Consider the following 21599-nt stretch of genomic DNA (forward strand, 5'->3'; position numbering starts at 1 on the left):
GCGTTCCCATCGTTCTTCTTGGTACGACGGAGTGTAGCGGCAGCGCGCACGATGTAAACGCCGCTCAGGCCGCGCGCGTGTCCTTCACCAGCACCGGCGCAAGCTCGCCGGCCTCGCGCCGCAGCTTGCTCGCCTCGAAGCCGTGCATGCCCAGCTGCCATTGCAGCCCGACGATGGCGCCCTTGGTCGGTTGTAACAATGCGAGCGACGCGAACAGCGTCACCGGCAGCCACACCGCCAGCTGCAGCCACTCCGGCGGCGCATAGGCGGTCTCGACCGCGAGGATCGCCGGGACCACGAGATGGCCGACCACGACCATCACGAGATAGGCGGGGAAGTCATCGGCGCGCTGGTGAAACAGCTCCTCGCCGCAATGGTCGCAGCTGTGGGCGACCTTCAGGAAGCGGCCGAACAGATGCCCTTCGCCGCAGTTCGGGCACCTGCCGCGAAAGCCACGCCACATCGCCTTTGCAAGAGAGACCGTCGCCATGACCACACCTCTTCCTTTTCGACGATCCATGCAATAATATCTTGCATCCATACATTCAAAGGATATTGGGCTAAATTGCATGGATTGGACCCCTACAATCTCGGAGCTGAGCGGCCCGCGCTATCAGCGCATCGTCGATGCGATGGAGGCCGACATTGCTGCGGGCAGGCTGGTGCGCGGCCAGCAATTGCCGACGCAACGCGCCCTCGCAAGAGCCCTCGGCATCGACCTGACCACGGTGACGCGCGCCTATACCGAAGCCCGGCGCCGCGGCATCATGGAAGCCCGCGTCGGACAGGGCTCGTTCGTGTCGGAGACCAGCGCGCGCCGCGCGGTCGACCTGCCGCATCCCGTCGCGATCGACCTCTCGATGAACGTGCCACCGCATCCGCTGGAGGCGCAGCTCGACGAGCGCATCATTGCCGGGATGGAAGCCATCCGCGCACAGTCGGGCCTGACGGCGTATCTCAACTACCAGCCGCCCGGCGGCAGCGCGCATGAGCGCGAGATCGCGGCGCGCTGGATGCGCGCACGCGTTCCGCATGCGCAGGCCGACAGGCTCGCGATCTTTCCCGGCGCGCAAACCATCCTTTTCAATCTGCTCGCCCATCTCGCGCGGCCCGGCGACATCGTTCTGACGGAAGCCCTCACCTTCCCCGGCATCAAGGCCGCTGCAGTGCGGCTCGGCGTCAAGCTCGTCGGCGTCGCCATGGATGACGGCGGCATTTTGCCCGATGCGCTGGCAAAGGCGTGCCGCGTGCACCGGGCAAAGGCCGTGTATCTCATTCCGACGCTGCACAATCCGACCACCGCGACACTGTCCGCCGAGCGGCGCAGCGCCATCGCAAAGATCATTCGCGATGGCGACACGACCTTGATCGAGGACGACGCCTACGGCCTGCTCGATCGCTCGGCGTCGCCGATCGCGAACCTCATTCCGGAGCGGACTTATCTCGCGACCACGCTGTCAAAATGCATCGCGCCGGCGCTGCGCGTCGCCTATCTGGTGACACCCGATAACGGCGCGCAGCGGAGCATGTGCACGTCCTTGCAGGCAACCGTGCAGATGCCGGCGCCACTGATGGTCGCGCTGGTGACGCATTGGATCGAAAGCGGCATTGCCGATCGCATCATCAGCGCCATCCGCAGCGAGGCGATCGGACGCCAGCAGCTTGCACAGCGCGCGCTGAAAGGCTTTCAGTTCCTGGCCAAGCCTGCCGCCCATCATCTGTGGCTGCGGCTGCCGGAAGATCGGACCGATGTCGCGGCACATCTCCTGCGGAACGGACTTGCGGTCGTCGCCGGCGAGGCCTTCACGGTCGACGGGACACCGCCGCATGCGGCACGTGTCTCGCTGGGGGCGGCACGGAACAGATCGGAATTGACGGAAGCGCTGCGCATCCTGATCGGCGCGCTGCAGAAGCCTGCCGACACCAGGCAGATCGTCTAGATCATCGACGATGACGGCGAGGGCCGGAGCGCACCACCGGTGCCAGGGGTCGCGGATAGGCCTGCGAGGCATATGCATCGCTCGGCGCTCCCTGCTGACCGAGAGCCGCACGCCCCGCAGGCGTGAGCTGGCCGCCGTTCAGCACATCACGATCGGGATGGGCGGCCTGATAGGCCGCCGGCTCGGAAAACTGCGCCTGGGCCATTGTCGGCGTCAACGCCACCGCGAGCAGCGCGGCCGCAGCGGCAATCTTGGTGCGGGTCATGGTCATTCTCCATCATCGCAGTCAGGACTGACCGATCGAGCGCACGATCGCGTCGGGCGGCCCCAAGATTGAAGTACGGCCATCATGTAGGCGTGTCTTCCGCGAAAGCCCGCCACGGCAGATCACGCTTGCGTGCAGCATGGATTGACCTGCATGGCAGCAGGCATGTTTATGCGAGCGCTGGCGATCGACAATCCGGGATCGCCCCTTGCGACAAGGTTAATCTGTTGGAAACGCTCACCTACGTCCTGCTGCTGTTCGGCGCGCTGGCCGGCGGCTTCGTCTCGGGACTGGCCGGGTTCGGCACGGCGCTGATGGCGCTCGGCATCTGGCTCTACGTCCTGCCGCCCTCGCTCGCGGTACCGCTGGTGCTGATCTGCTCGGTGATCGCACAGACCTCGACGCTACCCTCGATGTGGAAAAGCTTCGACCTCTCGCTGGTCTGGCCGTTCCTGATCGGGGGCCTGATCGGAGTCCCGCTGGGAACCATGATGGTCGCCACGGCCGATCCGAAGGTGTTCAAGCTGAGCGTCGGTGTGCTGCTCCTGATCTTTTCGAGCGCGCTCTACCTCAACAAGAGGCCCCTCGCCTTCAAGTTCGGCGGCAGGATCGCCGATGGAGCGATCGGCTTTTCCGGCGGCATCCTTGGCGGCCTCGCCGGACTCTCGGGGCCGCTGCCGATCCTCTGGGCGAACATCCGCGGCTGGAACAAGCATGAGCGACGCGGCATCTTCCAGCTCTTCAATTTCACTGTGCTCGCCACCGCGCTGGTGCTGCAGACAGCGTCAGGCCTGGTCGAACTGAAAGTGGTCTGGCTCGCACTGGTCGCGTTTCCGGGCACGCTGATCGGCGCATGGGCCGGCGCCCGCGTCTATCACGCCCTGAGCGACAAGCATTTTGGCGATGTCGTGCTCGGCCTGTTGTTCCTGTCGGGCCTTGGCCTCGTCTGGAACAGTGTTGGCACGCACTAGAGCGCCGGCGCGCGTGCAGGAGGCACGACCGGCTCGCCCCCCGACTGCTCCACCGCTTGCTCTGGAGGAGGCAATACCAGCCGCCTGGCGAATTCGCGACGCAACAGCCACAAGCTCAGCACAGCCTGGAGCGTCGTCGCCGCGACCGACAAATACCAGACGTGCTCCATGCGAAAGCCCGGCCGGGTCGAGAGCCAGATCGCCGGCAGCGAATAAGTGAACACGCGCATCGCCGAACTCAAGAGCACCGGCCTGGTGTTGCCGAGCCCCTGGAACATGCTCGAGCAGGTGAAGATGAGACCCTGCGCCACCATGTTGAGCGAGATGATACGCAAGAACAGGAAGGCGATCTCCATCGTCTCGCGGTCGTTCGGGAATCCGGCGAGCAGCAGTTCCGGCTTCAACTGCGCAAGGATCATGAAACCGATCATCACGACACTGGCGATCAGGGCCGTCTTGACGAAGGTTTCCCGCACGCGCGCGGCGATTCCGGCGCCGACGTTCTGGCCGGCGATGGGCCCGGCCGCCAGCGCAATCGCAAGCGCGCCGCCCGCGGGCAGGCCAACAGTGAGGATGCGCTTCAAGTGGCGCGGCCGCGGACGCCACTGCGCCGGATTGAAGGCGACGTAGCGCTCGACCTTGCGAAAATACGCCAGCAGCATCAGGACGCCGGCACCCACTGCGATCGTGCTCGCCAGCCCGGCGCCGGCAACGCCGAGCGGATAGCCGGTGCCCCAGCCCGAGATCAGCACCGGCGCCAGCGCGATGTTGATGATGACCGCAAGGACCCGCACCAACATGGCGGGACGCACGATGCCGGTCGCGCTTAGCGCGGAGGCAATCACTTGCATGACGAATTCCAGCGCGAGCGCCGGCATGAACCACTGCAGATAAGTGGTCCCCGCCTCGATCGTGGCCCGGTCCGCGGCAATCGAACGCATATAGAGGCGCGACAACACCGCTCCCGCGGCAAGGGTCACCAGGCCGAACAGCACCGACAGCGCGACTGCCTGATTGAAGATCAGATTGGCGTCAGGCCGGTCCTTTCGTCCTACCGCATGCGCGATCAGCGCCACCGTCCCGACGCCGAGCACCTGTATCAGGCCGTTGACGAGAAAGCCGGCATTCCCGGCCGCGGCCACACCTGCCACGGCGGCATCGCCGAGGCCCGAGACGAAGTAGAGATCGACCAGCTGGCAGATCATGATTGAGATCATGCCGGCCATAATCGGCGGTGCCATGCCCAGGATGTGGCTCACGATGGAGCCGCGCGTCAGGTCTTTCATCTCATTCCGTCCTCGGCGGATGACGGCGGGACCTTCGCCCCGCCGCACCCCGCCTCATTCCGCTGCTGCGATCTTTCCGAGCTCCACGACCTGGCGCTCGAACAGGCCGCGATAGATGCCCCCTCGCTTGGCTGCGAGCATCGCATGCGTGCCTTGCTCGACGATCTCGCCGCGGTCGAACACCAGGATGCGATCGAGGCTCTTCACCGTCGACAGGCGATGCGCGATCACGATCGAGGTGCGGCCCTTCATCAGCCGCTCCATCGCCTCCTGGATCAACGCCTCCGATTCCGAATCCAGGCTCGAGGTCGCCTCGTCCAGGATCAGCACCGGCGCGTCCGCCAGGAACGCGCGCGCCAGCGCCACGCGCTGCCGCTCGCCGCCCGACAGCTTCACGCCGCGCTCGCCGACCAGCGTGCCGTACCCCTTCGGCAGGCGCAGGATGAAGTCGTGCGCATTCGCCAGCCGCGCCGCCTGCTCGATCGCCTCGAGGCTGGCGCCGGGCCGGCCATAGGCGATGTTCTCGGCGAGCGAGCGGTGAAACAGGATCGGCTCCTGCTGCACGATCGCGATCTGGCTGCGCAGCGATTGCTGCGTGGCGTGCGCAATGTCCTGCCCGTCGATCAGCACGCGGCCGCCGGTGACGTCGTAGAGCCGCTGCACCAGCTTGACGAAGGTGGTCTTGCCGGAGCCGGAGCGGCCGACCAGCCCGACGCGTTCGCCGGCGCGGATCTTGACGGACAAGCCGTCGTACAGCGGCGCGCGATGGCCGCCATAATGGAACGTGACGTCGTCGAACACGATCTCACCGCCCTCGATCGCGATCGGCCGCGCATCGGCTGCATCCGCAATCCCGATCGGCTCGTCATGGATCGCCACCAGCTCGTCCATGTCGTTGACCGAGCGCTGGAGGTTGTTGATGTGCATGCCGACGTCGCGCAAGTACGCGTGGATGACGTAGTAGCTCGTCAGCACATAGGTGACGTCGCCGGGCGAGGCGTGACCTGACATCCACAGCAGCACCGATCCGCCGATCACCGACCCCCGCAGGCATAGCAGCAGCGAGAGCTGCGCCATGGCGGTGTAGTTATAGCGGAACCAGGTCCGCCGCACGCGCACGCGCCAGCGATTAATGACACGGGCGAGCCGCGCGTCCTCGCGCAGCTCCGCGCCGAACGATTTCACCACGGCATTGCAGGTCAGCGCGTCCGCCAGCGTGCCGCCGACCTTGGTGTCCCAGGCATTGGAGACGCGCGCCGCCGGTGCGACGTAGCGCGTCGAGAGCAACACCGTGATCGTGACGTAGAAGATCGCCCCGAGCGCGATCACGAGGCCAAGCGAGGTCCAGTGCACGCCGATCAGGATCATCGAGCCGGCCAGCACCAGCAGCGACGGCCCCAGAGCCATCAGGATGGTGTCGTTGAGCAGGTCGACCGCCCACATGCCGCGGCTGATCTTGCGTACCGTGGAGCCGGCAAAAGAGTTCGCGTGCCAGTCGGTCGAGAAACGCTGCACGCGCGTGAACGCATCCTGCGCGATGTCGGACATGATCTTCAGCGTGAACGGCACGATCGCCTGGAGACCGACGAGACGCAGCACCATCGACGCCGCGCCCAGCGCCACGATGGCGCCGAACGCGACCAGCGCCGCGTGGCGCGCATCGGGATCGGACGGACCGCGGGTCAGCGCATCGACCAGATGTCCCGAGAATAACGGCATGAACAGATCGGCGATGGTCGCACTCAGCAGGCCGCCGGCCACGACGAGGCCGCGCCCCGGCTGCTTCAGCCAGTGCCGGAATACGAAAGGCAGCACCACGCGAATGGCGGCGGGCTTCTTGGACAGAGCGGTCATGACATCATCCGGCCGCACGTGCGGGCCGGCTCCATCGATGGACGCAGGCCGGCCGCAAGGACCGGGACGGCGTCACTCAGAACTGATTTTGACTTGGGAGGTGGAGCGATCGGGACGCCTGGTCGAAACCCTGGCCCAATCGAAGCTGGCGGAAGAGGCCTCTAACAGGCCGCGTACATACCGAGCCAGAACGTGATCGAGGTCATCATCGAGCGCGGGCGTACGATCTGCGAATGCGACGAAATCACGCAAATCTCTCCCCGGTTCGAATGAATGAGGTGCGCTTTATAGATGTGTCGTTTGCGATTTGCAACGGGGCCCACGCGAGATCACGGACGAGTGTTGCAATTTGGTGCGCCTCGCCGCCGCACCAATCTCCGCCAGATGCTGGATCGCCCGGTCAAGCCGGGCGACGACGGCGAACGTGGAGCAGGCTAGTGCGCGTCGCCGCCGGCGCCGAACGGCGAGGCCGGCTTGTTCAGCAGCGCGACCAGCAGGCTGAGACCGAGATAGAACAGCGTCAGCATGAGGAAGGTGTCGCCGAAACTCATCACCACGGCCTGGCGATGCACGAGCTGGGAGAGCTGCTTCATCGCCATCAGCGCGGAATCGCCGAGCCCCTGGAACTTCTGCATGAACATGTTCAGGGTTTCGGTCGCGGCCGCATTGCCCCAGGTCACGCGTTCCTGGAGGCGCGTGATGTGCAGGTCGGTGCGATCGTTGAGCACGGTGTTGATGACGGCGAGGCCGACCGCGCCGCCGAGATTGCGCATCAGGTTGAACAGGCCGCTCGCGTTCTTCACCTTCTCGGGCGCGAGGGTGCCGAGCGCGACGTTATTGGTCGGCACCATCGCGAACATCATGCCGATGCCGCGCAATATCTGGGGCACCAGCAGCTCGTAGAAATCGTAATCGCGCGTGATCCACGTCATCTGGTAGGAGCCGATCGCGAACACGATCAGGCCGAAGGCGATCATGTAACGCATGTCGACCTTCGCCATGAGACGGCCGACCAGCGGTGCGACCAGGAACATGGTGATGCCGGAGACGAACATGGTCTCGCCGATCATCAGTGCGCTGTAGCCCCGCACCTCGGCCAGATAACGCGGATAGATGTAGGTTAGGCCGTAGAGGCCGATGCCGATGCAGAACTGCAACGTGCAGCCGACGGCGAAATTGCGATCGGAGAAGGTGCGCAAATTGACGATCGGCTCGTCCGCCGTGAACACGCGCCAGAAGAAGGCGATCGCCGAGATCGCGCAGATCCAGGCGCAGATCGCGACCGAGGTATCCTGCATCCATTCATATTGCGGGCCTTCCTCCAGTACATATTCCAGCGTGCCGAGGAAGCTGGCCATGAACAGCAGGCCCCACCAGTCGAAGCGGTCGAGCAGTTCGAAGTGCGGCTCGTCGAAATCCACCAGCGCCAGCACGCCCAGGGTGATGCCGATGCCGGGCAGCACGTTGATGAAGAACAACCAGTGCCACGACATCAGGTCGGTGATGTAGCCGCCGACCGTCGGCCCGATGGTCGGCGCCAGCGTCGCGACGAGGCCGATGATGGGCCCGACGATGTGGAATTTCGTCCGCGGGAAGACGGTGTAGGCCGAGGCGAACACCGTCGGAATCATGCCGGCGCCGAGAAAGCCCTGCAGCGCGCGCCAGAGGATCATCTCCTCGATCGTGGTGGCGAAGCCGCAGAGCAGGCTCGCGGCGGTGAAGCCGGCCGCCGAGATCGCAAACAGCAGCCGCGTGCCGAAGGCGCGCGACAGAAAGCCGGACAGCGGGATCGCGATCACCTCGGCGATCAGATAGGCGGTCTGGACCCAGGAGACCTCGCTGGAGCTCGCCGACAGCCCGGCCTGGATCTCGCTGAGGGAAGCCGAGACGATCTGGATGTCCAGGATCGACATGAACATCCCGAACACCATGATGATGAACGCGAACAGCCGCTTCGGCGCGATGCGCTCCGAAGCGGGATCCGCCATGATGGCAGGTGAAGCGGTGGTGGCGGTGGCCATGTGTCAGCTCTGACTGGAGCGGCGGGCTCTTACCTCTCCCGCTTGCGGGAGAGGTCGACGCGCTCGAAGAGCGCGGCGGGTGAGGGCTTTCTCCTCTTGGGGAGTCTCCCTAGAGGAGACACCCTCTCCCCAGCCCTCTCCCGCAAGCGGGAGAGGGAGCGCACCTGCATTCGGAGCAGCGGCGCGGCTCATGTCATCGCCCCTACTGCGGATGGCCCGTGGGATCGTCGAGATCGACCTCGCTGTCGGCGTCGGCGGCGCCCTTGTTGGTGTCGACGGTCGCGTAAACCGACATGCCGGCGCGGAGAAGGTTCTGCTTGGCCACCGACTTCGGCACGCGAATGCGGACCGGCACGCGTTGCACGATCTTGGTGAAATTGCCGGTGGCGTTGTCCGGCGGCAGCAGGGTGAACACCGAGCCCGCGCCCGCCGCGATGCTGTCGACGACGCCGGAGAACTTGCGCATGCCGTAGGCGTCGACCTTGATCGTCACCGGCTGGCCGGGGCGGATACGCTTGAGCTGCGTTTCCTTGAAGTTGGCGTCGATATAGACGTCGTCGAGTGGCACGATGTTGCCGAGGCGCTGGCCGACCGCGACGAAGTCGCCGGTGTTGACCAGGCGATTGGAGAACGTGCCGTTGACCGGCGCACGCACCGCGGTGAAGCCGAGGTCGCGCTCGGCCTTGGCGAGCGTGGTCTGGAGCTCGGCGAGCTGGGCCTGTGCTTCGGCCTGCTGCGCCTTGGCGACATCGACATTGCTGACGGCAACGTCGTAGGCGGCCTGCGCGGCCTTGACCGCGGCGGCGCCCTGATCGCGGCCGGCTTCCGAGCTCTCGAAGGTGGCGCGCGAGGCAAAGCCCTTGCTGCTCAGCGCCTGCTGGCGCTCATAATCGAGGTCGGCGCGCTTGAGGCCCGCTTCCGCGGAGACGAGCTGCGCCTTGGCCTGCGCGACCTGGCTGTCGAGCGCGGCGACCTGGCGGCCGATGCGATCGATGGTGGCCTGCTGGGTCGCGATCTTGGTCGCGGCGGCTTCGACCGCGATCTTGTAGTCGCCGTCGTCGATGCGAAAGACGATGTCGCCGGCACGGACCGGCGTGTTGTCACCGGCGAGCATCGAGGAGATATGGCCGGCAACGCGCGCGCCGAGCATGGTGTTGTTGGCGCGCACATAGGCGTCGTCGGTCGAGATATAGAAGCGGCCGACCAGCGTGTAATAGCCGGCATAGCCCGCAACAGCGAGCGCGAGGACGAGGCCGACGCCCATCAGGACGAATTTGCGCTTGCCGGATTTGGGCGCACCGGCGGCGGGCGCGCCTGGCGCGGGTGCGGACGGCTTGTCGGTCACGGGCTGGTCTGGCGCCACCGGGGCCGGACGTTTGGTTTCCTCCGGCACATGAGCGCGCAACTGCTCGGCATGGGGTGCGGCTGTCTCGGACGCAGCATCATCGCCCGACTGCTCCTCCACCGCTCCCTGGCGAAGGACGCGAGCAGTCTGGTCTCTCGATACGGCCATAAAGGCCCTCCCCAAAATAAGTGCGAGCAAGGGGCGGCCGCCGCGCAGCCAGTTCCTTCTCGCTCATTCCAAGTACCATTGACCGAACGGTTCGGTCAATATAGACAATCCTCGCAGACGGGACCGTACGACCTCGAAGGCTTTATTCGAGTTTCATCGACCTGACCGGTCCGAAAACATTCCGAGACCCTAAACCAATGGTTGCATTTGCCAAGGAACATCCGCAGGTTGTCCATGAAGAGGACAGCTCCAAGCGCCGCCAGATCCTCGACGGCGCCCGCAAGGTGTTCATGGACCTCGGTTTCGATGGCGCCAGCATGGGCGAGATCGCACGCGCCGCGCAGGTCTCGAAGGGCACGCTCTACGTCTACTTCGCCGACAAATGCGCGCTGTTCGAAGCCATCCTCGAGCAGGAAGCGCTCCAGCACGGCCAGGTCGTGTTCAATTTCGATCCCACCCGTGATGCCAAGGTCACGCTGAAGGAGTTTGGCCTCGCCTACCTTCACCTGGTCTGCCGGCCCGGTGGCGGATCGGCGATCCGCACCGTGATGGCAATCGCCGAACGTATGCCGGATGTCGGCCGCCGTTACTATGGACGCGTTCTCGACAAGTCCATCAACCGCCTCTCCAGCTATCTCAAGGCCCGTGTCGCCGCGGGCGATCTCGAGATCGGCGATTGCGATCTCGCCGCCTCGCAGTTCATGGAGCTGTGCAAGGCCTCGCTGTTCCTGCCCTTCGTCTTCCAGGCCGCGCCCGCGCCATCAGAACAGCGCATGACCGAGGTAGTCGACAGCGCAACGCGGATGTTCCTGGCCGCGTACAAGACGACGTAGCAGCGCGTTGCGCATACGGGCCGGGCGGCACTATATTGCAGCCATGTCTCGTGATCTTCGCCCCCCGGTCGATATCCTCCACTACGAGATCGTCCAGGAACAGGCCTCCGCACTTGGACGGATGGGCCGCGCGCTCGAACAGAGCCTCACGCGCTTGCGCGAATTCGACGCTGCCCACGCACACCCGGAGGATCCGGCCTCAATGCAACCGGCCAGGCGCAAGCTGGTGATGGAAGCCGGTCACGCGCTTTGGATGTTCGTCGTCCAACGCGAGGCGTCCGGCTTGCGCGACAGCCGCCATATCATGCGCACCTACAACGTCCCGAGCGAGGTGCAGCGGTGCATGGGGCTGGCTCCGTCGAAGCCGGCCTCGTAGTGATTTCCGGCAGATCTGCAAAAGAAGGCTACTCGTCGACGTACTCGTCTTCCTCGCGCTTGCGCGCCATGCTCTTGCGCGCACCCAGCGCGCCGGTGACGGAGGGATCGCGCGCGTTGGCATAGGGGTTGCGCGACTGCGCGCGCGCGGCGACCTCCTCGCCGGACACGGCGGCAGGCTGGCAGATCAGGCGGCGGCTGGCGCGGCGCATCAGGTCGACGTGAATGTGATCGTAGTGAAAGACGTTCGAGCCCGGCGCGAGCACGGTGGTGAAATGCGCACACGCTCCCGATTGCACGTCGCGCAGGAAACCCTGTTCCTCCGGCATGCCGCGCCAGCCGTCCTTCACGGTGACGCGGCGGCCGTCGGCGAGCACGAAGGCGGAAATGTCGAGCGCGTTGCCGAAGGCGTGCTCGGAGATGTGGGCCCGCGAGTTGCCGTTCATGCCGCGGCACGAATAGGCGGAGATCTGCTTGATCTCGGCGACGCGGACGCCGAACCAGCGCATCGCCGAGGGCTGCACCGTGTCGGCGAGCCAGCGGTCGAGCTCGGACACGATCGGACAGGCCAGCGTCGCCGTCGGCTTGATCGCGACGGGCCCGACCGCGGTGACGGGATTGCCCTGCGCCGGACCAAGGCGCGGCAGTGGCTGCTGCGCGGGCGCCTGCGAGTAAGGCGCAGGACGAGCCGGATAGCTCGGCGCATTCATGTAGCGCGCAGCCCCGGCGGCATCGGTGCCTTCGGGCGGCAGATCGATTTCGTCCTCCTGCGGCGCTACGCCGGGCGCGTTCAGCGATATCGGCCCGGTGGAGGCCCCATAGCCGGACGGCTGGCGCGTCGCGCTCTCGGAATAGTTCGACCGCGGCGGATAGGAGGAAGCCGGGTAGTTCTGACCCTGCGGATAGTTCGATCGCGGTTGTGTCACGGGCCAGCGCGGCTGGTTGCCGATGCTCCCCGGCGGACGCAATGGCTCGTCGGCAAAGCCATAGGTGCTGGAGGCTTCGCCGATCGCTGCGACCTTGAGCGGAAACTCGGCGCCGCACTGGCCGGGGCCGGAAATCGGGTCGATGCGGACGATGTCCGCGCTCTCCTTCACCGCGCCCGATTTCAGGCATGCTGCTTCCGCCTCGGCCCGCCACGGTTCGCGTTCGGCCTGGAAGAAGCCGCGTCCGCAACCCGCTAGCGAAACAAGGACGATGGAGCCGACGAGATACAAACGAACTCCGCGCGTCATGCACGCACGTTCGGTGAATTTACTTAAAGACTCTTCAACATGTTGATTTCACGATTCTTTAACCACGTTGGGCGGCGCACGGGCGAACCAGCGGCAGCAGGTCTGACTTTTTCCGGTTGCAACTCTCTGTTAACCAGGCGTCCCGCAAACGAGGAGCATCCTATGACGTTCGTTGGGAGACTGAGCGTTGTGACCGCCTACCTCGCCATGGCCTTCGTCGGTGCCATCGTACTCGGCATGATCTAGAAGCGTTCACTGGCCGCATCACAGCCTGCCATCAGGCCGCCGAGGCTCTAAAGCGGTGTGAATGCCAGCCTGAGCCGAGCGTTAGCCAACCGAGCTCTGCATCAGCGAGTGAAACATCAGGTATCGTGGCATGGCGCCGTGGACGAACAGCGATGCGCCCGGGACCGCTGCGACGTTGGGATCAAGAACGTCGAGGAAGCTCGACGACTTGCCGAGGTCCTGCCACCGCTGCAGAGGAATGTGGATCCCCTTGTTGAGGCGGAATTCCTGCACGACCTGGTTCAGCTTCACCGGCCGCTGGTCGTAGGTTAACACTTTCGGGGCGAAAGAGCGCAATCCCTCGCTCTTGTCCTTGCTCGTCGAGAAGCGGCCGTCATAGTCCCACACCTCTTTCAGGACGGGCTTGAGGTCCTTGGCTTTGTGCAGGAACGTGCTCATGTATTGGACGCCGGCGCTGTAGCTCGCCGTGATCACCTCCTTGAGATCCATATCCTCGCCTTTCCGTCCTGGAAAACGCTGGTCGCGGATATGCCTCAGGATCAACTCGATCAAATCCTTCCACTTGTCCGGAAACACGCCGCACGTTTCCGTCGACGCGAGGCTGAAGATCGGCATGATGAGCACGATCTTCTTGTTCGACGCGGCGAGCTGGGCGCCCTGCTGCTCGCAGTAGCGGTAGATGCTGTGCCAGCCGCCGGTCTGGGCCGCGTACTGTCCGTCGTCGTATCCGGCCCGTTGTGTGGGCAGCGGATGGAAGAAGATGAGCGCGCGGGTGAACTCGGTCGTGCCGTCCGGCACCACGGCGCATACGCGCGCCGGCAACCCTCTCGCGTATGCAAACACAAAATTCCTGAACCCGTTGTGCCCGGTGGTCCCCGACCGCAACACCCTGTCGGCCACGACCGTATCCGGAGCGGCGACCTGGAGCCTGTCGTTCGCCGGAAACGCCTTGGCGCTGGGGTGATCCTTGATTTCACGAATCATCGGGACGCTCTGCGTCTCGAGCGGCCTCTTTGGCTCCCGCTCGACTTCACGCGGCGAGCGGTACTCCAACTCGGGAACGTCTTTCACCATGCGTGACCCCTTGTTCGTCGTGGACGGAGGAGCGCGTTAGTGACGGCTGGCTGCGCAGGAAGGCAGAGCGATCAATTCAGAAGCCGGAGCGATCAAGTTAATCGAAGGGCTACAGGGAGTCCAGAAGTCGAGGCGGTTGCAAAGGGGCGAGAAGCGGACAGCATCGACACATCTGACGCGAATGATGGATGTCAGTTGCCCAATTGAGAAAGCCGGGACGATATTCATTCCCAAGAACGCGTGGCACGATTCACTGCTCCCGATAACGAGTTGCTATTGCTCCGGGTCACAGCGCTTGCCGGTCTGGATGGCTTTCTCCGCAAGACCGAGCAAGCAGCGAGACGCTGTTACGACCGCGAGCCGCCCGACACTTCGCGCTGCGCGGGCCGACGGCCGTGACTTCAGTCACAGAGGGAGCGAGGCTTGCGGCCTAGGGTCGAACCACGCTCGCTGGCTTGCCGACATAGACCATACCCGCTCAAGGCTGCATCTTTGGAGGTCTCATGAAGAAGCTCTATTTCGCCGCCACCGCGCTGTTGCTCGCATCCACCGCCGTGGCGCATGCCGGCAACGTGATCACCTTCCAGATCGAAGGACAGAAGATCCAGATCCAGGCGCCGAAGAATTGCAGCTCGCTGAACTGCGTCACGATCGTCGCGCCTGGCCTGTCCAAGAAGCCGATCACGCTGAACAATCTCGATTTCAATGATTTCGGCTCCGAGGACGATGATGACGACACGACGTCCGGCGCGACGATGACGGCGCAGGGGGCGCGGGCGCCGACCGCTCAGCTGCCGGCACCGCCGACAGCGGTCCAGCCGACCGCGCCCGCGGCGCCCACGGTCACAGCGCCGGCCGCGCCGTCAGTTGGCTTCAACGCTGCGCCGGCAGCGGCACCGGCGCCGGTCGCAGCACCCGCTCCCGTCGCGGCACCCGCACCGGCCGTCACAACGCCGGCGCCTGCGCCGGTTGCCGCTACCCCTGCTCCTGCGCCTGCTCCGGTCACGCCGATCGGGCTGTGGGCGACCGAAGAGAACAAGGGCAATGTCCGCGTCGAGCAGTGCGGCGCCAATCTCTGCGGCTATGCCGAGAAGACCAACGAAAAGATCCTGATCAACATGAAGCCCAACGGCGCCAAGTGGAGCGGCCGTATCCACGATCCCGACTCCGGTCGCAACTACGACTCCACGATCGCCATGAAGGGGCCGAATGCGATGCGCGTGCAGGGCTGCGCCTTCGGCGGCATGTTCTGCGGCGGCCAGACCTGGAAGCGCGTGAGCTGACACCGACGGTGTCATCCCGGGGCGACGCCAAGCATCGAACTATGGTGCGCAATTGCGCACCTGGGGATCTCGCGCGACAGCCTCACTCTGTCTTCTCACCCTGAGGAGCCCGCGCGGCAGGCGTCTCGAAGGGCGAGGCCCAGATTCCGGCCTGCATGGTTCGAGACGGGCGCAAGCGCGCTCCTCACCATGAGGGGATAGAGTGCCCTCTGTTGTTCGCCTCTCCCCTGCGGCACCTATTCATCCGCCATTCAGCTGCGCCCGGCTGAAATCCGCAGCTCTCGCCTCGCGTTCTTTCACCGGGACTGTTTCGTGGATCTGATGGTGGTTCGGCGCCGCTTCGCGTTCGCGCTTGTGCTGCTGGTCTTGTCGTTGGCTGGCAGCAACGCGGCTTGTGCATTCGAGGCCATCGAGCTCGCCCAGGCGCAGCCGCAAGCACAGCCGATACCCGGCCCCTCCCCGACGCCGTCGGCCTCACCGACACCCGCTGCAGACGCACAGCCCGCCGCCGTCGAGCCGATCGGCAACGTCGCGACAGTGACGGGGATCGCGACCGTGATCCGCGACAAGAACTCCTATCCGCTGCGCGTGCGCGACGACATCTATCTCAACGACGTGGTGCAGACCTCGTCGAACTCCTCGCTCGGCATCACCTTCCACGACGCCACCACGTTCAATCTCTCGGCCAGCGCCAGGATCACCATCGACAATTACGTCTACGAGGACGGCGGCAGGCAGAATTCGGCGATCTTCGACGTCGGCAAGGGCACGGTTGCCTTCGTGGCGGCAGCGGTGGCGAAGACCGGCGACATGAAGATCACGACGCCGACGGCAACGCTCGGCATCCGCGGCACCACCGGCGTCATCGAGGTGCCGGAAGGCGCGGCGGCGACCAGGGCCGGCAACGTCAACATCAAGCTCTATCCCGACGCCGATGGCCGGGTCGGCCACATCGACGTCGACGACCGCAGCAGCGGCACGCGGCTCGGCGCGCTGACACGGGCGTCCAGCGGCTTTGCGATCCGGCCCGATGCACGCGGCGCCCGCGGCGTCATGCGCTTTGCCGCGGTACCGATCACAATTCCCGCGCAGCAGATCGCGCGCGACCGCGGCTTCGTCAGCCAGGTGCATCTGGCGCAAACCACAGGCCGGCAGATCGTCGCCGAGCAGCGCGACTTCCGCCGCGCCAATCCGGGCGCGCTCAGCCGCATTCCGCGGCCGGTCCAGCCGCAGCAGCAGCAATTGCGGCCGACGACACCCGGACAACAACCACAGCGCCAGAACGGACAGCCCGGTCAGGATACCCGCCCGGGTCAGCAGAAGGGCACACCAGGCCGCCAAGGCGCCCAGCCGCCGCGGCAGGGACAAGGCGGCGCCGTGCAGCCAGGCACGCCGCGCGCCGGTCAGGGGCAGCAGCGACAAGGCGAGCAGGGACGTGTGCCTCAACGCGAAGGCCGGCAACAAGGCACGGGTCGGCCGCCCGTTGCTCCAGGCATCGGACAAGGCATGCAGCCCGATGGCGGACAGCAGACACAACCGCAAGCACCGCGCAGGGGATTGCAGCCTGGCCAGCCAGCTCGACCACCTGCTTCCCAACAGCCAGGCGGCATGCAGCGGAACGGTGGCTTCCAGCAGCGCCTGCCCGGCGCACAACGCCCCGCAGCGGCGCGCAGGCTGGCGCCGGCCCCGAGGGACAGGAGAGAGCGGCGGTGACAGCGTCGCCTCAGCGTGAGGCGCGGCGTTGAGGGAAATCAGCTCTTTCGCCTCGTCATTGGGAGCGCTCACGCCTCGCCGCGCAGCCACGCTTTCACTTTCTGCAACAAGCCGTGGCGCAGCTCGTCGACTGACGCCGCCTCGGCCGGCGTCAGCGTCTGCAAGGCGGTATCGATGTCGTCGGCGGCTTGCGCCGGCTCGGGCGGCGGCGATGATGTCAGTCCCGCCGCCGCAAGCGCGATCGGGCCAACCTGGTTGAGGAACGCGCGCTCATATTCGCGCGACAGACGTCCGATCGCATCGTCCAGCGTCAACCAGTCGACCGCCTTGATGTCGTTCATGAGCTTGCGGACCGGCCCGCCGTCAGCCTCCATCCGCCAGAAATGCACGACCTTGGAGCGCCCGCCGGACTGATAGACCAGCGTGCCCAGGAATTCGTGCACCGCGACGTTGTGGCCGGTCTCCTCCAGCACCTCGCGGTGCGCGGCCTCCTTCGGCGTCTCGCCGTCGTCGAGCTTGCCCTTGGGCAAGACCCATTCGTTGCGCTTGCGCTGGCGCACGACCGCGATCAGCGGCGCCGAGCCACGCAGCAGCACAATACCCCCCGCGGCCAAGACCGGCGCCCGCGCCATCGCTCACACATCCGAAATCGTCGTCCCCCGAGGACGATATAGGCAGCAGGGACGGCGGATTGAAGGCTACTTTCTTCTGAGCAGCGCCTGCCCTGCGCGAATGCGCGTGCCTTCGGCGATGCCGTTGCAGAAGGTGAAATCGCCGGGCGCCAGGATGATGATGGTCGAGCCGTGCTCGAACCAGCCGAGTTCCTCGCCCTTGGCCACGTTGACGTCACAGGGGAAATTGACCGGCCCCGTCGTCTGCGCGTTCAGCACGATGTCGAGGAAGTGCAATCGGATGCTCGCGACCAGGATCGCGGCAACGGGCACCAGTGTCACCGCTTCGCCGGTCGAAAGGTGGGTGCGGATCACCGCGCGCTCGTTCTTGCAGAAGAGACGTTCGACGCGCTTGAGCGCGATCGGGTTGACGTTCCAGACATCGCCATGGATCAGCGTGACGCGTTCGATATGTGCATCATAGGGCGCGTGGAAACGGTGATACATGCTCGACGTCAGCCGCAGCGTGACGAAGGAGCCGTTGCGGTGCTGATCCACAAGCGCGGAGTCGCCGAGGAGATCGAGCAGCGAATAGGGCGCGCCCTTGACCTGGAACAGTTCGGTGTCGGCGATCCTCCCGTGGGCGCCGACGATGCCATCCGAGGGACTCGCCACCACGGCCGGATCCGCATCGAACGGCCGCAGGCCGGGCTTCAGCTCCCGGGTGAAGCAGTCATGCAGGCTCTTGAACTGCGTCTTGCGCGCCTCCGACAGGTCGAGGTCGGAGAACAGCTTCCACAGCGCGATCGAGAAGTCCCGCACGATGGGATTCTCGATCTTGGAGAACCACCCCATGAAGCGCGTCAGGGCGGCGCGGGGGATGCGGTTGGTCAACAGGAAGTTGAGGTCTTCCTGCTGGGTGAAAGAGGCGATGAGGGCTTTGACTGTCATGAATCTGTCAGCTCGCAGGGTTAGCGCTTGTTGTCATGGAAACGACACTCCCGATTCTCTCGATGTCCGTGGCCGCCGCAGCGTCCGCCGCCGCCGCCTTCCCGAAGCTCAAGGCGCGCATCGAACTCTCCCGCGCCAAGCACCGGTCGCTCGCCGGGCACTCCAAGATGTCGCGCCGGGTAGCGCGGCTGCTGCCGTTCTACGAGTTCGCGGATACCGACTATTTCTCGTGCGACGGCGCGCCGGCGAGCATCGCCACGCAGCGTAAGGACGGCTTCTTCCGTCTCGCCGCCCTCTACGCCGAGCGCTACCCGAAGGGCCGCGCGATGACGAAGGAGGCCGCGGAGAAAATCTCCGATCTGAACTTCACCGAGAGCTATCGCGTGCCCTTCCAGTTCTCGCGCCTCGTCCGCGAGCACCTGGGCACCTCGACCTTCATGGAATCGTCCAGCGGCGTCACCGTCACGGATGTCGACGGCAACACGTCCTACGACCTCACGGGGTCCTACGGCGTCAACATCTTCGGCAACGATTTCTACAAGGAGTGCATCGAAGGTGCCGAGAAGCGCGCGCATGCGCTCGGCCCCGTGCTCGGTCCCTACCATCCCGTCATCCTGGAGAACGTGCAGCGGCTCTGCCGGATCTCCGGCCTCGACGAAGTCTCGTTCCACATGTCCGGCACCGAAGCCGTGATGCAGGCGGTGCGGCTGGCGCGCTATCACACCAGGCGCACCCATCTCGTTCGCTTCGCCGGTGCCTATCACGGCTGGTGGGGCGACGTACAGCCCGGCGTCGGAAATCCGATTCCCGCGCACGAGACCTACACCCTCGCCGAGATGTCGGAGAAGACGCTGCACGTGCTGCGCACGCGCAAGGATATCGCCTGCGTGCTGGTCAATCCGCTGCAGGGCCTGCACCCTAACGCCAACGCGCCCGGCGATTCCTCGCTGGTCGACTCTTCCCGCGGTGGCAATTTCGATCGGGCCACCTACACGGAGTGGCTGAAGAAGCTGCGCGAGGTCTGCGACCGACGCGGCATCGTCTTGATCTTCGACGAGGTCTTCGTCGGCTTCCGCCTCGCCGCCGGCGGCGCCCAGGACTATTTCGGCGTCAAGGCCGACATGGTGACCTACGGCAAGAGCCTCGCCGGCGGCCTGCCGGTCGGCGTGGTCTGCGGCAAGCGCGAGCTGATGCGCCGCTTCCGCGACGATCGTCCCGCCGACATCTGCTTCGCCCGCGGCACCTTCAACTCGCATCCCTACGTCATGACGGCGATGGACGAGTTTTTGAGCCGGCTCGCCAGCCCCAACTTCCGCGCCGTCTATGACGGGCTGGAGGAGACCTGGAACGGCCGCGTCCAAAAGCTCAACCAGATGATGGAAGGCGCCGACCTGCCGGTGCGGTTCGCCAACTTCTCCTCGATCTGGACGGTGAAATACACCACGCCGTCCCGCTACAACTGGATGCTGCAATACTACCTGCGCGCCGAGGGCCTGGCGCTGAGCTGGGTCGGCACCGGCCGGTTGATCTTCAGTCTCAACTACACCGACGCCGACTTCACCGAAGTCGCCGAACGCTTCGTCCGCGCCGCGCAGAAGATGAAGGCGGACGGCTTCTGGTGGCACGATGGCGCGCTCACCAACAAGCAGATCAAGCGGCAGATCCTGAAAGAAATGCTGGCGAAGCGCTTCGGGCGCTGAGGCCGCTCCTACCACCCTCACTGTCATTCCGGGGCGATGCGAAGCATCGAACTCCGGTGCGTAATTGCGCACCTGAGAATCTCGAGATGCCGGGTTCGGTTCTTCGAGCCGCCCCGGAATGACGGCGCTTGTTGCAGCAGCTCTGGAAATCGCATCCCCCAAGCCGTGGATGCCCGGGACAAGCCCGGGCATGACGTAACCATCAGACATCGGAGTGCGTCGTGCGAGCAGCGCGTTCAGGCGTGCTGCTCTTCGAGCACGGGCTCGCCGATCAGGCCCAGCGCATGCTCGGGATTGAGGTGCAGGCCGGGGTCCATGAGCTCTCCGCGCATCAACGCCAACGGCGCCTTGCGATAGAGCATCAGGTCGTGGAACGGATCGGTCAGGATCTTGGTCATCCAGACGAGGCCGGTCTCGACGTCGCGAATGAAGAACAGGTGCACGGTGCGGAACAGAAGGCCGCCGCCGCCGATCACCAGCCAGATCTTGGCAACCTGCCGCATGAAGTCGGTTGCGCTCGCCCACGGCGTGAACAGACCGAACAGCGTTGGATCCACGAACAGCACCAGCGGCGAGAGCGCCCAGATCGCCATCAGCACCACCTTGCGTTGAAGGTTGTAGCCGACTTTGATCTCTTCCTTGTACTCGTGCGTCGCCTGGTTGATGTGATCGTAATCGTGCGGCTCGAAGAAGAAGTGACCGGCCTGGCGCGAGGTCATCGAGACCAGCCAGCCGACCAGCGCCGACACCACGGGATCGATGAACAGCCAGACATAGGCGAAGAGGAAGCTCAGCGCGCTGACGAAGTGCAGGCTCTGATTGATGCGGCTGTGGTGATAGTAGCGATGGTCGTCCCAGCGCTGGATCCGCAGCTGCTCGAGATAATTCTTGATCATGCTCTTCCCCAATTGCTTTCGGGTCCGGGTTACAGGGATTCGATGTAGGCCGTGTGACATCATCATTTTGTCATGTGACGATGTGCAGCGGCGCGATGACGCACGAGACTCGTGAGCTTCTGATCAAGCGGCCTTGGCGACGCCGACCTTGCGGAAGCGCACCAGCGAGAAGTGACCGAGCGGCGGAATCAGACGGCGCTCGGCAAGCTCGATGCCGCTCGCACCGGCGAGCCATTTGGCGTAACGCGACCAGGCGAACTCGGCGGTGCGGAAGCCGAGCGGACGCACCACCGGCTGCAGCTTCTGCTCGATGAAGCGGCGCATGCCGGTGTCGGCGCTGACGCGGGTGAGGATGATCAGCTCGCCGCCCGGGCGCAGCACGCGGGCAAATTCGTCGAGCGCCTTTTCCGGATTCGGCACGGCGGTGACGACATATTGCGCCATCACGACGTCGAAGGAATTGTCCGGGAATTCGAGCTTCTCGGCGTCCATCACCGCGAGGCCCTCGACGTTCTTCAGCTTCTGCTCCTTCACCCGGCGGCGCGCCTTGTCCAGCATCGCTTCCGAGATGTCGGTGCCGAAGATGCGTAGGTTCGGCGCATAGAGCGGCAGCGAGATGCCGGTGCCGACACCGACTTCGAGCACACGGCCGCCGATCTTGTTGGTGGCCGCGATCGCGGCCTGCCGCCCCTTGGCGAACACGCCACCGAACACGAGGTCGTAGACGGGCGCCCAGCGGTCATAGGCCTGCTCGACCGTGCCACGGGTGAGGTCGAGCTGCTGCGTGCCGTCAAGGTTCATGATCTTAGCCATCGATGGGGTTCTCGCTGTG

At 65.2% G+C, this 21599-nt stretch carries 19 protein-coding genes; 7 read left to right on the forward strand and 12 right to left on the reverse strand.

The features are described from left to right. Nucleotides 1-64: 64 nt before the first annotated feature. Entirely contained in the window at nucleotides 65-490 is a 426-nt protein-coding gene (locus tag ABIG06_RS03800) for a DUF983 domain-containing protein (protein ID WP_370134341.1), read from the reverse strand. 79 nt (nucleotides 491-569) lie between these two features. Between ABIG06_RS03800 and ABIG06_RS03805 the strand changes: the two genes are divergently transcribed. Beyond that, a complete protein-coding gene (locus ABIG06_RS03805; RefSeq protein ID WP_370134343.1) occupies nucleotides 570-1940 on the forward strand; it encodes a PLP-dependent aminotransferase family protein in 1371 nt (456 codons plus the stop codon). A 1-nt stretch (nucleotide 1941) separates the two neighbouring features. On the opposite strand, the gene ABIG06_RS03810 is transcribed toward ABIG06_RS03805, so the two are convergent. Then, nucleotides 1942-2205: a hypothetical protein gene (locus ABIG06_RS03810; protein WP_199751453.1), complete on the reverse strand. Its 264-nt coding sequence runs from the start codon at nucleotides 2203-2205 to the stop codon at nucleotides 1942-1944. A 227-nt stretch (nucleotides 2206-2432) separates the two neighbouring features. Between ABIG06_RS03810 and ABIG06_RS03815 the strand changes: the two genes are divergently transcribed. Further along, a complete protein-coding gene (locus tag ABIG06_RS03815; protein ID WP_370134346.1) occupies nucleotides 2433-3176 on the forward strand; it encodes a sulfite exporter TauE/SafE family protein in 744 nt (247 codons plus the stop codon). Here ABIG06_RS03815 and ABIG06_RS03820 read toward each other — a convergent pair. From ABIG06_RS03820 to ABIG06_RS03835, 4 genes are all read right to left on the reverse strand, one after another. Further along, the gene (locus ABIG06_RS03820; RefSeq protein ID WP_370134349.1) at nucleotides 3173-4462 is read right to left on the reverse strand and encodes an MATE family efflux transporter; all 1290 of its coding nucleotides are present in this window, start codon (nucleotides 4460-4462) and stop codon (nucleotides 3173-3175) included. The genes ABIG06_RS03815 and ABIG06_RS03820 overlap by 4 nt on opposite strands. Nucleotides 4463-4516: 54 nt before the next feature. After that, the gene (locus ABIG06_RS03825) at nucleotides 4517-6316 is read right to left on the reverse strand and encodes an ABC transporter ATP-binding protein (protein WP_370134350.1); all 1800 of its coding nucleotides are present in this window, start codon (nucleotides 6314-6316) and stop codon (nucleotides 4517-4519) included. Between the two features lie 434 nt (nucleotides 6317-6750). Then, nucleotides 6751-8337, reverse strand: coding sequence for a DHA2 family efflux MFS transporter permease subunit (locus ABIG06_RS03830; RefSeq protein ID WP_124160030.1), 1587 nt, complete (start codon nucleotides 8335-8337; stop codon nucleotides 6751-6753). 202 nt (nucleotides 8338-8539) lie between these two features. Next, nucleotides 8540-9850, reverse strand: coding sequence for an HlyD family efflux transporter periplasmic adaptor subunit (locus ABIG06_RS03835; RefSeq protein WP_370134353.1), 1311 nt, complete (start codon nucleotides 9848-9850; stop codon nucleotides 8540-8542). A gap of 197 nt (nucleotides 9851-10047) precedes the next feature. Between ABIG06_RS03835 and ABIG06_RS03840 the strand changes: the two genes are divergently transcribed. Then, on the forward strand, nucleotides 10048-10683 hold the full coding sequence (locus tag ABIG06_RS03840; protein ID WP_370134356.1) for a TetR/AcrR family transcriptional regulator: 636 nt from the start codon (nucleotides 10048-10050) through the stop codon (nucleotides 10681-10683). Between the two features lie 43 nt (nucleotides 10684-10726). After that, entirely contained in the window at nucleotides 10727-11059 is a 333-nt protein-coding gene (locus ABIG06_RS03845; protein WP_370134358.1) for a DUF6665 family protein, read from the forward strand. Nucleotides 11060-11087: 28 nt separating this feature from the next. On the opposite strand, the gene ABIG06_RS03850 is transcribed toward ABIG06_RS03845, so the two are convergent. Both ABIG06_RS03850 and ABIG06_RS03855 read right to left on the reverse strand, forming a co-directional pair. Beyond that, nucleotides 11088-12293, reverse strand: coding sequence for an extensin family protein (locus ABIG06_RS03850; RefSeq protein ID WP_370134361.1), 1206 nt, complete (start codon nucleotides 12291-12293; stop codon nucleotides 11088-11090). 327 nt (nucleotides 12294-12620) lie between these two features. Continuing rightward, on the reverse strand, nucleotides 12621-13613 hold the full coding sequence (locus tag ABIG06_RS03855; RefSeq protein WP_124160036.1) for a hypothetical protein: 993 nt from the start codon (nucleotides 13611-13613) through the stop codon (nucleotides 12621-12623). Nucleotides 13614-14116: 503 nt separating this feature from the next. Between ABIG06_RS03855 and ABIG06_RS03860 the strand changes: the two genes are divergently transcribed. After that, complete coding sequence (locus ABIG06_RS03860) at nucleotides 14117-14896, forward strand: DUF2147 domain-containing protein (RefSeq protein WP_370134364.1); 780 nt, start codon at nucleotides 14117-14119, stop codon at nucleotides 14894-14896. A 321-nt stretch (nucleotides 14897-15217) separates the two neighbouring features. Beyond that, nucleotides 15218-16609, forward strand: a complete 1392-nt coding sequence (locus ABIG06_RS03865; protein WP_199751465.1) for a FecR domain-containing protein — start codon at nucleotides 15218-15220, stop codon at nucleotides 16607-16609. Nucleotides 16610-16677: 68 nt separating this feature from the next. Here ABIG06_RS03865 and ABIG06_RS03870 read toward each other — a convergent pair whose 3' ends face one another. Next, entirely contained in the window at nucleotides 16678-17241 is a 564-nt protein-coding gene (locus ABIG06_RS03870) for an NUDIX hydrolase (RefSeq protein ID WP_370134367.1), read from the reverse strand. Between the two features lie 66 nt (nucleotides 17242-17307). Beyond that, nucleotides 17308-18171, reverse strand: coding sequence for an archaetidylserine decarboxylase (gene asd, locus ABIG06_RS03875; RefSeq protein ID WP_370134369.1), 864 nt, complete (start codon nucleotides 18169-18171; stop codon nucleotides 17308-17310). Nucleotides 18172-18206: 35 nt separating this feature from the next. On the opposite strand from asd, the gene ABIG06_RS03880 reads away from it, so the two are divergent. After that, nucleotides 18207-19871 (forward strand): aminotransferase class III-fold pyridoxal phosphate-dependent enzyme, encoded by a 1665-nt coding sequence (locus ABIG06_RS03880; RefSeq protein ID WP_370134372.1) that lies wholly within the window; start codon nucleotides 18207-18209, stop codon nucleotides 19869-19871. Nucleotides 19872-20107: 236 nt separating this feature from the next. On the opposite strand, the gene ABIG06_RS03885 is transcribed toward ABIG06_RS03880, so the two are convergent. Together ABIG06_RS03885 and ABIG06_RS03890 are read right to left on the reverse strand one after the other, a co-directional pair. Continuing rightward, complete coding sequence (locus tag ABIG06_RS03885; protein WP_370134375.1) at nucleotides 20108-20767, reverse strand: hypothetical protein; 660 nt, start codon at nucleotides 20765-20767, stop codon at nucleotides 20108-20110. 123 nt (nucleotides 20768-20890) lie between these two features. Then, nucleotides 20891-21580 (reverse strand): class I SAM-dependent methyltransferase, encoded by a 690-nt coding sequence (locus ABIG06_RS03890; protein WP_370134377.1) that lies wholly within the window; start codon nucleotides 21578-21580, stop codon nucleotides 20891-20893. Between the last annotated feature and the right edge of the window lie 19 nt (nucleotides 21581-21599).

The sequence above is a fragment of the Bradyrhizobium sp. USDA 326 genome (assembly GCF_049739485.1).
Classification (GTDB): Bacteria; Pseudomonadota; Alphaproteobacteria; order Rhizobiales; family Xanthobacteraceae; genus Bradyrhizobium.

What these genes read in the sequence shown, in the direction of transcription:
- ABIG06_RS03835 (WP_370134353.1), bottom strand. Translation starts at nt 9,850, where the DNA reads ATGGCCGTATCGAGAGACCAGACTGCTCGCGTCCTTCGCCAGGGAGCG.
- ABIG06_RS03890 (WP_370134377.1), bottom strand. Translation starts at nt 21,580, where the DNA reads ATGGCTAAGATCATGAACCTTGACGGCACGCAGCAGCTCGACCTCACC.
- ABIG06_RS03880 (WP_370134372.1), top strand. Translation starts at nt 18,207, where the DNA reads ATGGAAACGACACTCCCGATTCTCTCGATGTCCGTGGCCGCCGCAGCG.
- ABIG06_RS03805 (WP_370134343.1), top strand. Translation starts at nt 570, where the DNA reads ATGGATTGGACCCCTACAATCTCGGAGCTGAGCGGCCCGCGCTATCAG.
- ABIG06_RS03830 (WP_124160030.1), bottom strand. Translation starts at nt 8,337, where the DNA reads ATGGCCACCGCCACCACCGCTTCACCTGCCATCATGGCGGATCCCGCT.
- ABIG06_RS03810 (WP_199751453.1), bottom strand. Translation starts at nt 2,205, where the DNA reads ATGACCCGCACCAAGATTGCCGCTGCGGCCGCGCTGCTCGCGGTGGCG.
- ABIG06_RS03850 (WP_370134361.1), bottom strand. Translation starts at nt 12,293, where the DNA reads ATGACGCGCGGAGTTCGTTTGTATCTCGTCGGCTCCATCGTCCTTGTT.
- ABIG06_RS03885 (WP_370134375.1), bottom strand. Translation starts at nt 20,767, where the DNA reads ATGATCAAGAATTATCTCGAGCAGCTGCGGATCCAGCGCTGGGACGAC.
- ABIG06_RS03825 (WP_370134350.1), bottom strand. Translation starts at nt 6,316, where the DNA reads ATGACCGCTCTGTCCAAGAAGCCCGCCGCCATTCGCGTGGTGCTGCCT.
- ABIG06_RS03820 (WP_370134349.1), bottom strand. Translation starts at nt 4,462, where the DNA reads ATGAAAGACCTGACGCGCGGCTCCATCGTGAGCCACATCCTGGGCATG.
- ABIG06_RS03860 (WP_370134364.1), top strand. Translation starts at nt 14,117, where the DNA reads ATGAAGAAGCTCTATTTCGCCGCCACCGCGCTGTTGCTCGCATCCACC.
- ABIG06_RS03845 (WP_370134358.1), top strand. Translation starts at nt 10,727, where the DNA reads ATGTCTCGTGATCTTCGCCCCCCGGTCGATATCCTCCACTACGAGATC.
- ABIG06_RS03840 (WP_370134356.1), top strand. Translation starts at nt 10,048, where the DNA reads ATGGTTGCATTTGCCAAGGAACATCCGCAGGTTGTCCATGAAGAGGAC.
- asd (WP_370134369.1), bottom strand. Translation starts at nt 18,171, where the DNA reads ATGACAGTCAAAGCCCTCATCGCCTCTTTCACCCAGCAGGAAGACCTC.
- ABIG06_RS03855 (WP_124160036.1), bottom strand. Translation starts at nt 13,613, where the DNA reads ATGGTGAAAGACGTTCCCGAGTTGGAGTACCGCTCGCCGCGTGAAGTC.
- ABIG06_RS03870 (WP_370134367.1), bottom strand. Translation starts at nt 17,241, where the DNA reads ATGGCGCGGGCGCCGGTCTTGGCCGCGGGGGGTATTGTGCTGCTGCGT.
- ABIG06_RS03800 (WP_370134341.1), bottom strand. Translation starts at nt 490, where the DNA reads ATGGCGACGGTCTCTCTTGCAAAGGCGATGTGGCGTGGCTTTCGCGGC.
- ABIG06_RS03865 (WP_199751465.1), top strand. Translation starts at nt 15,218, where the DNA reads ATGGTGGTTCGGCGCCGCTTCGCGTTCGCGCTTGTGCTGCTGGTCTTG.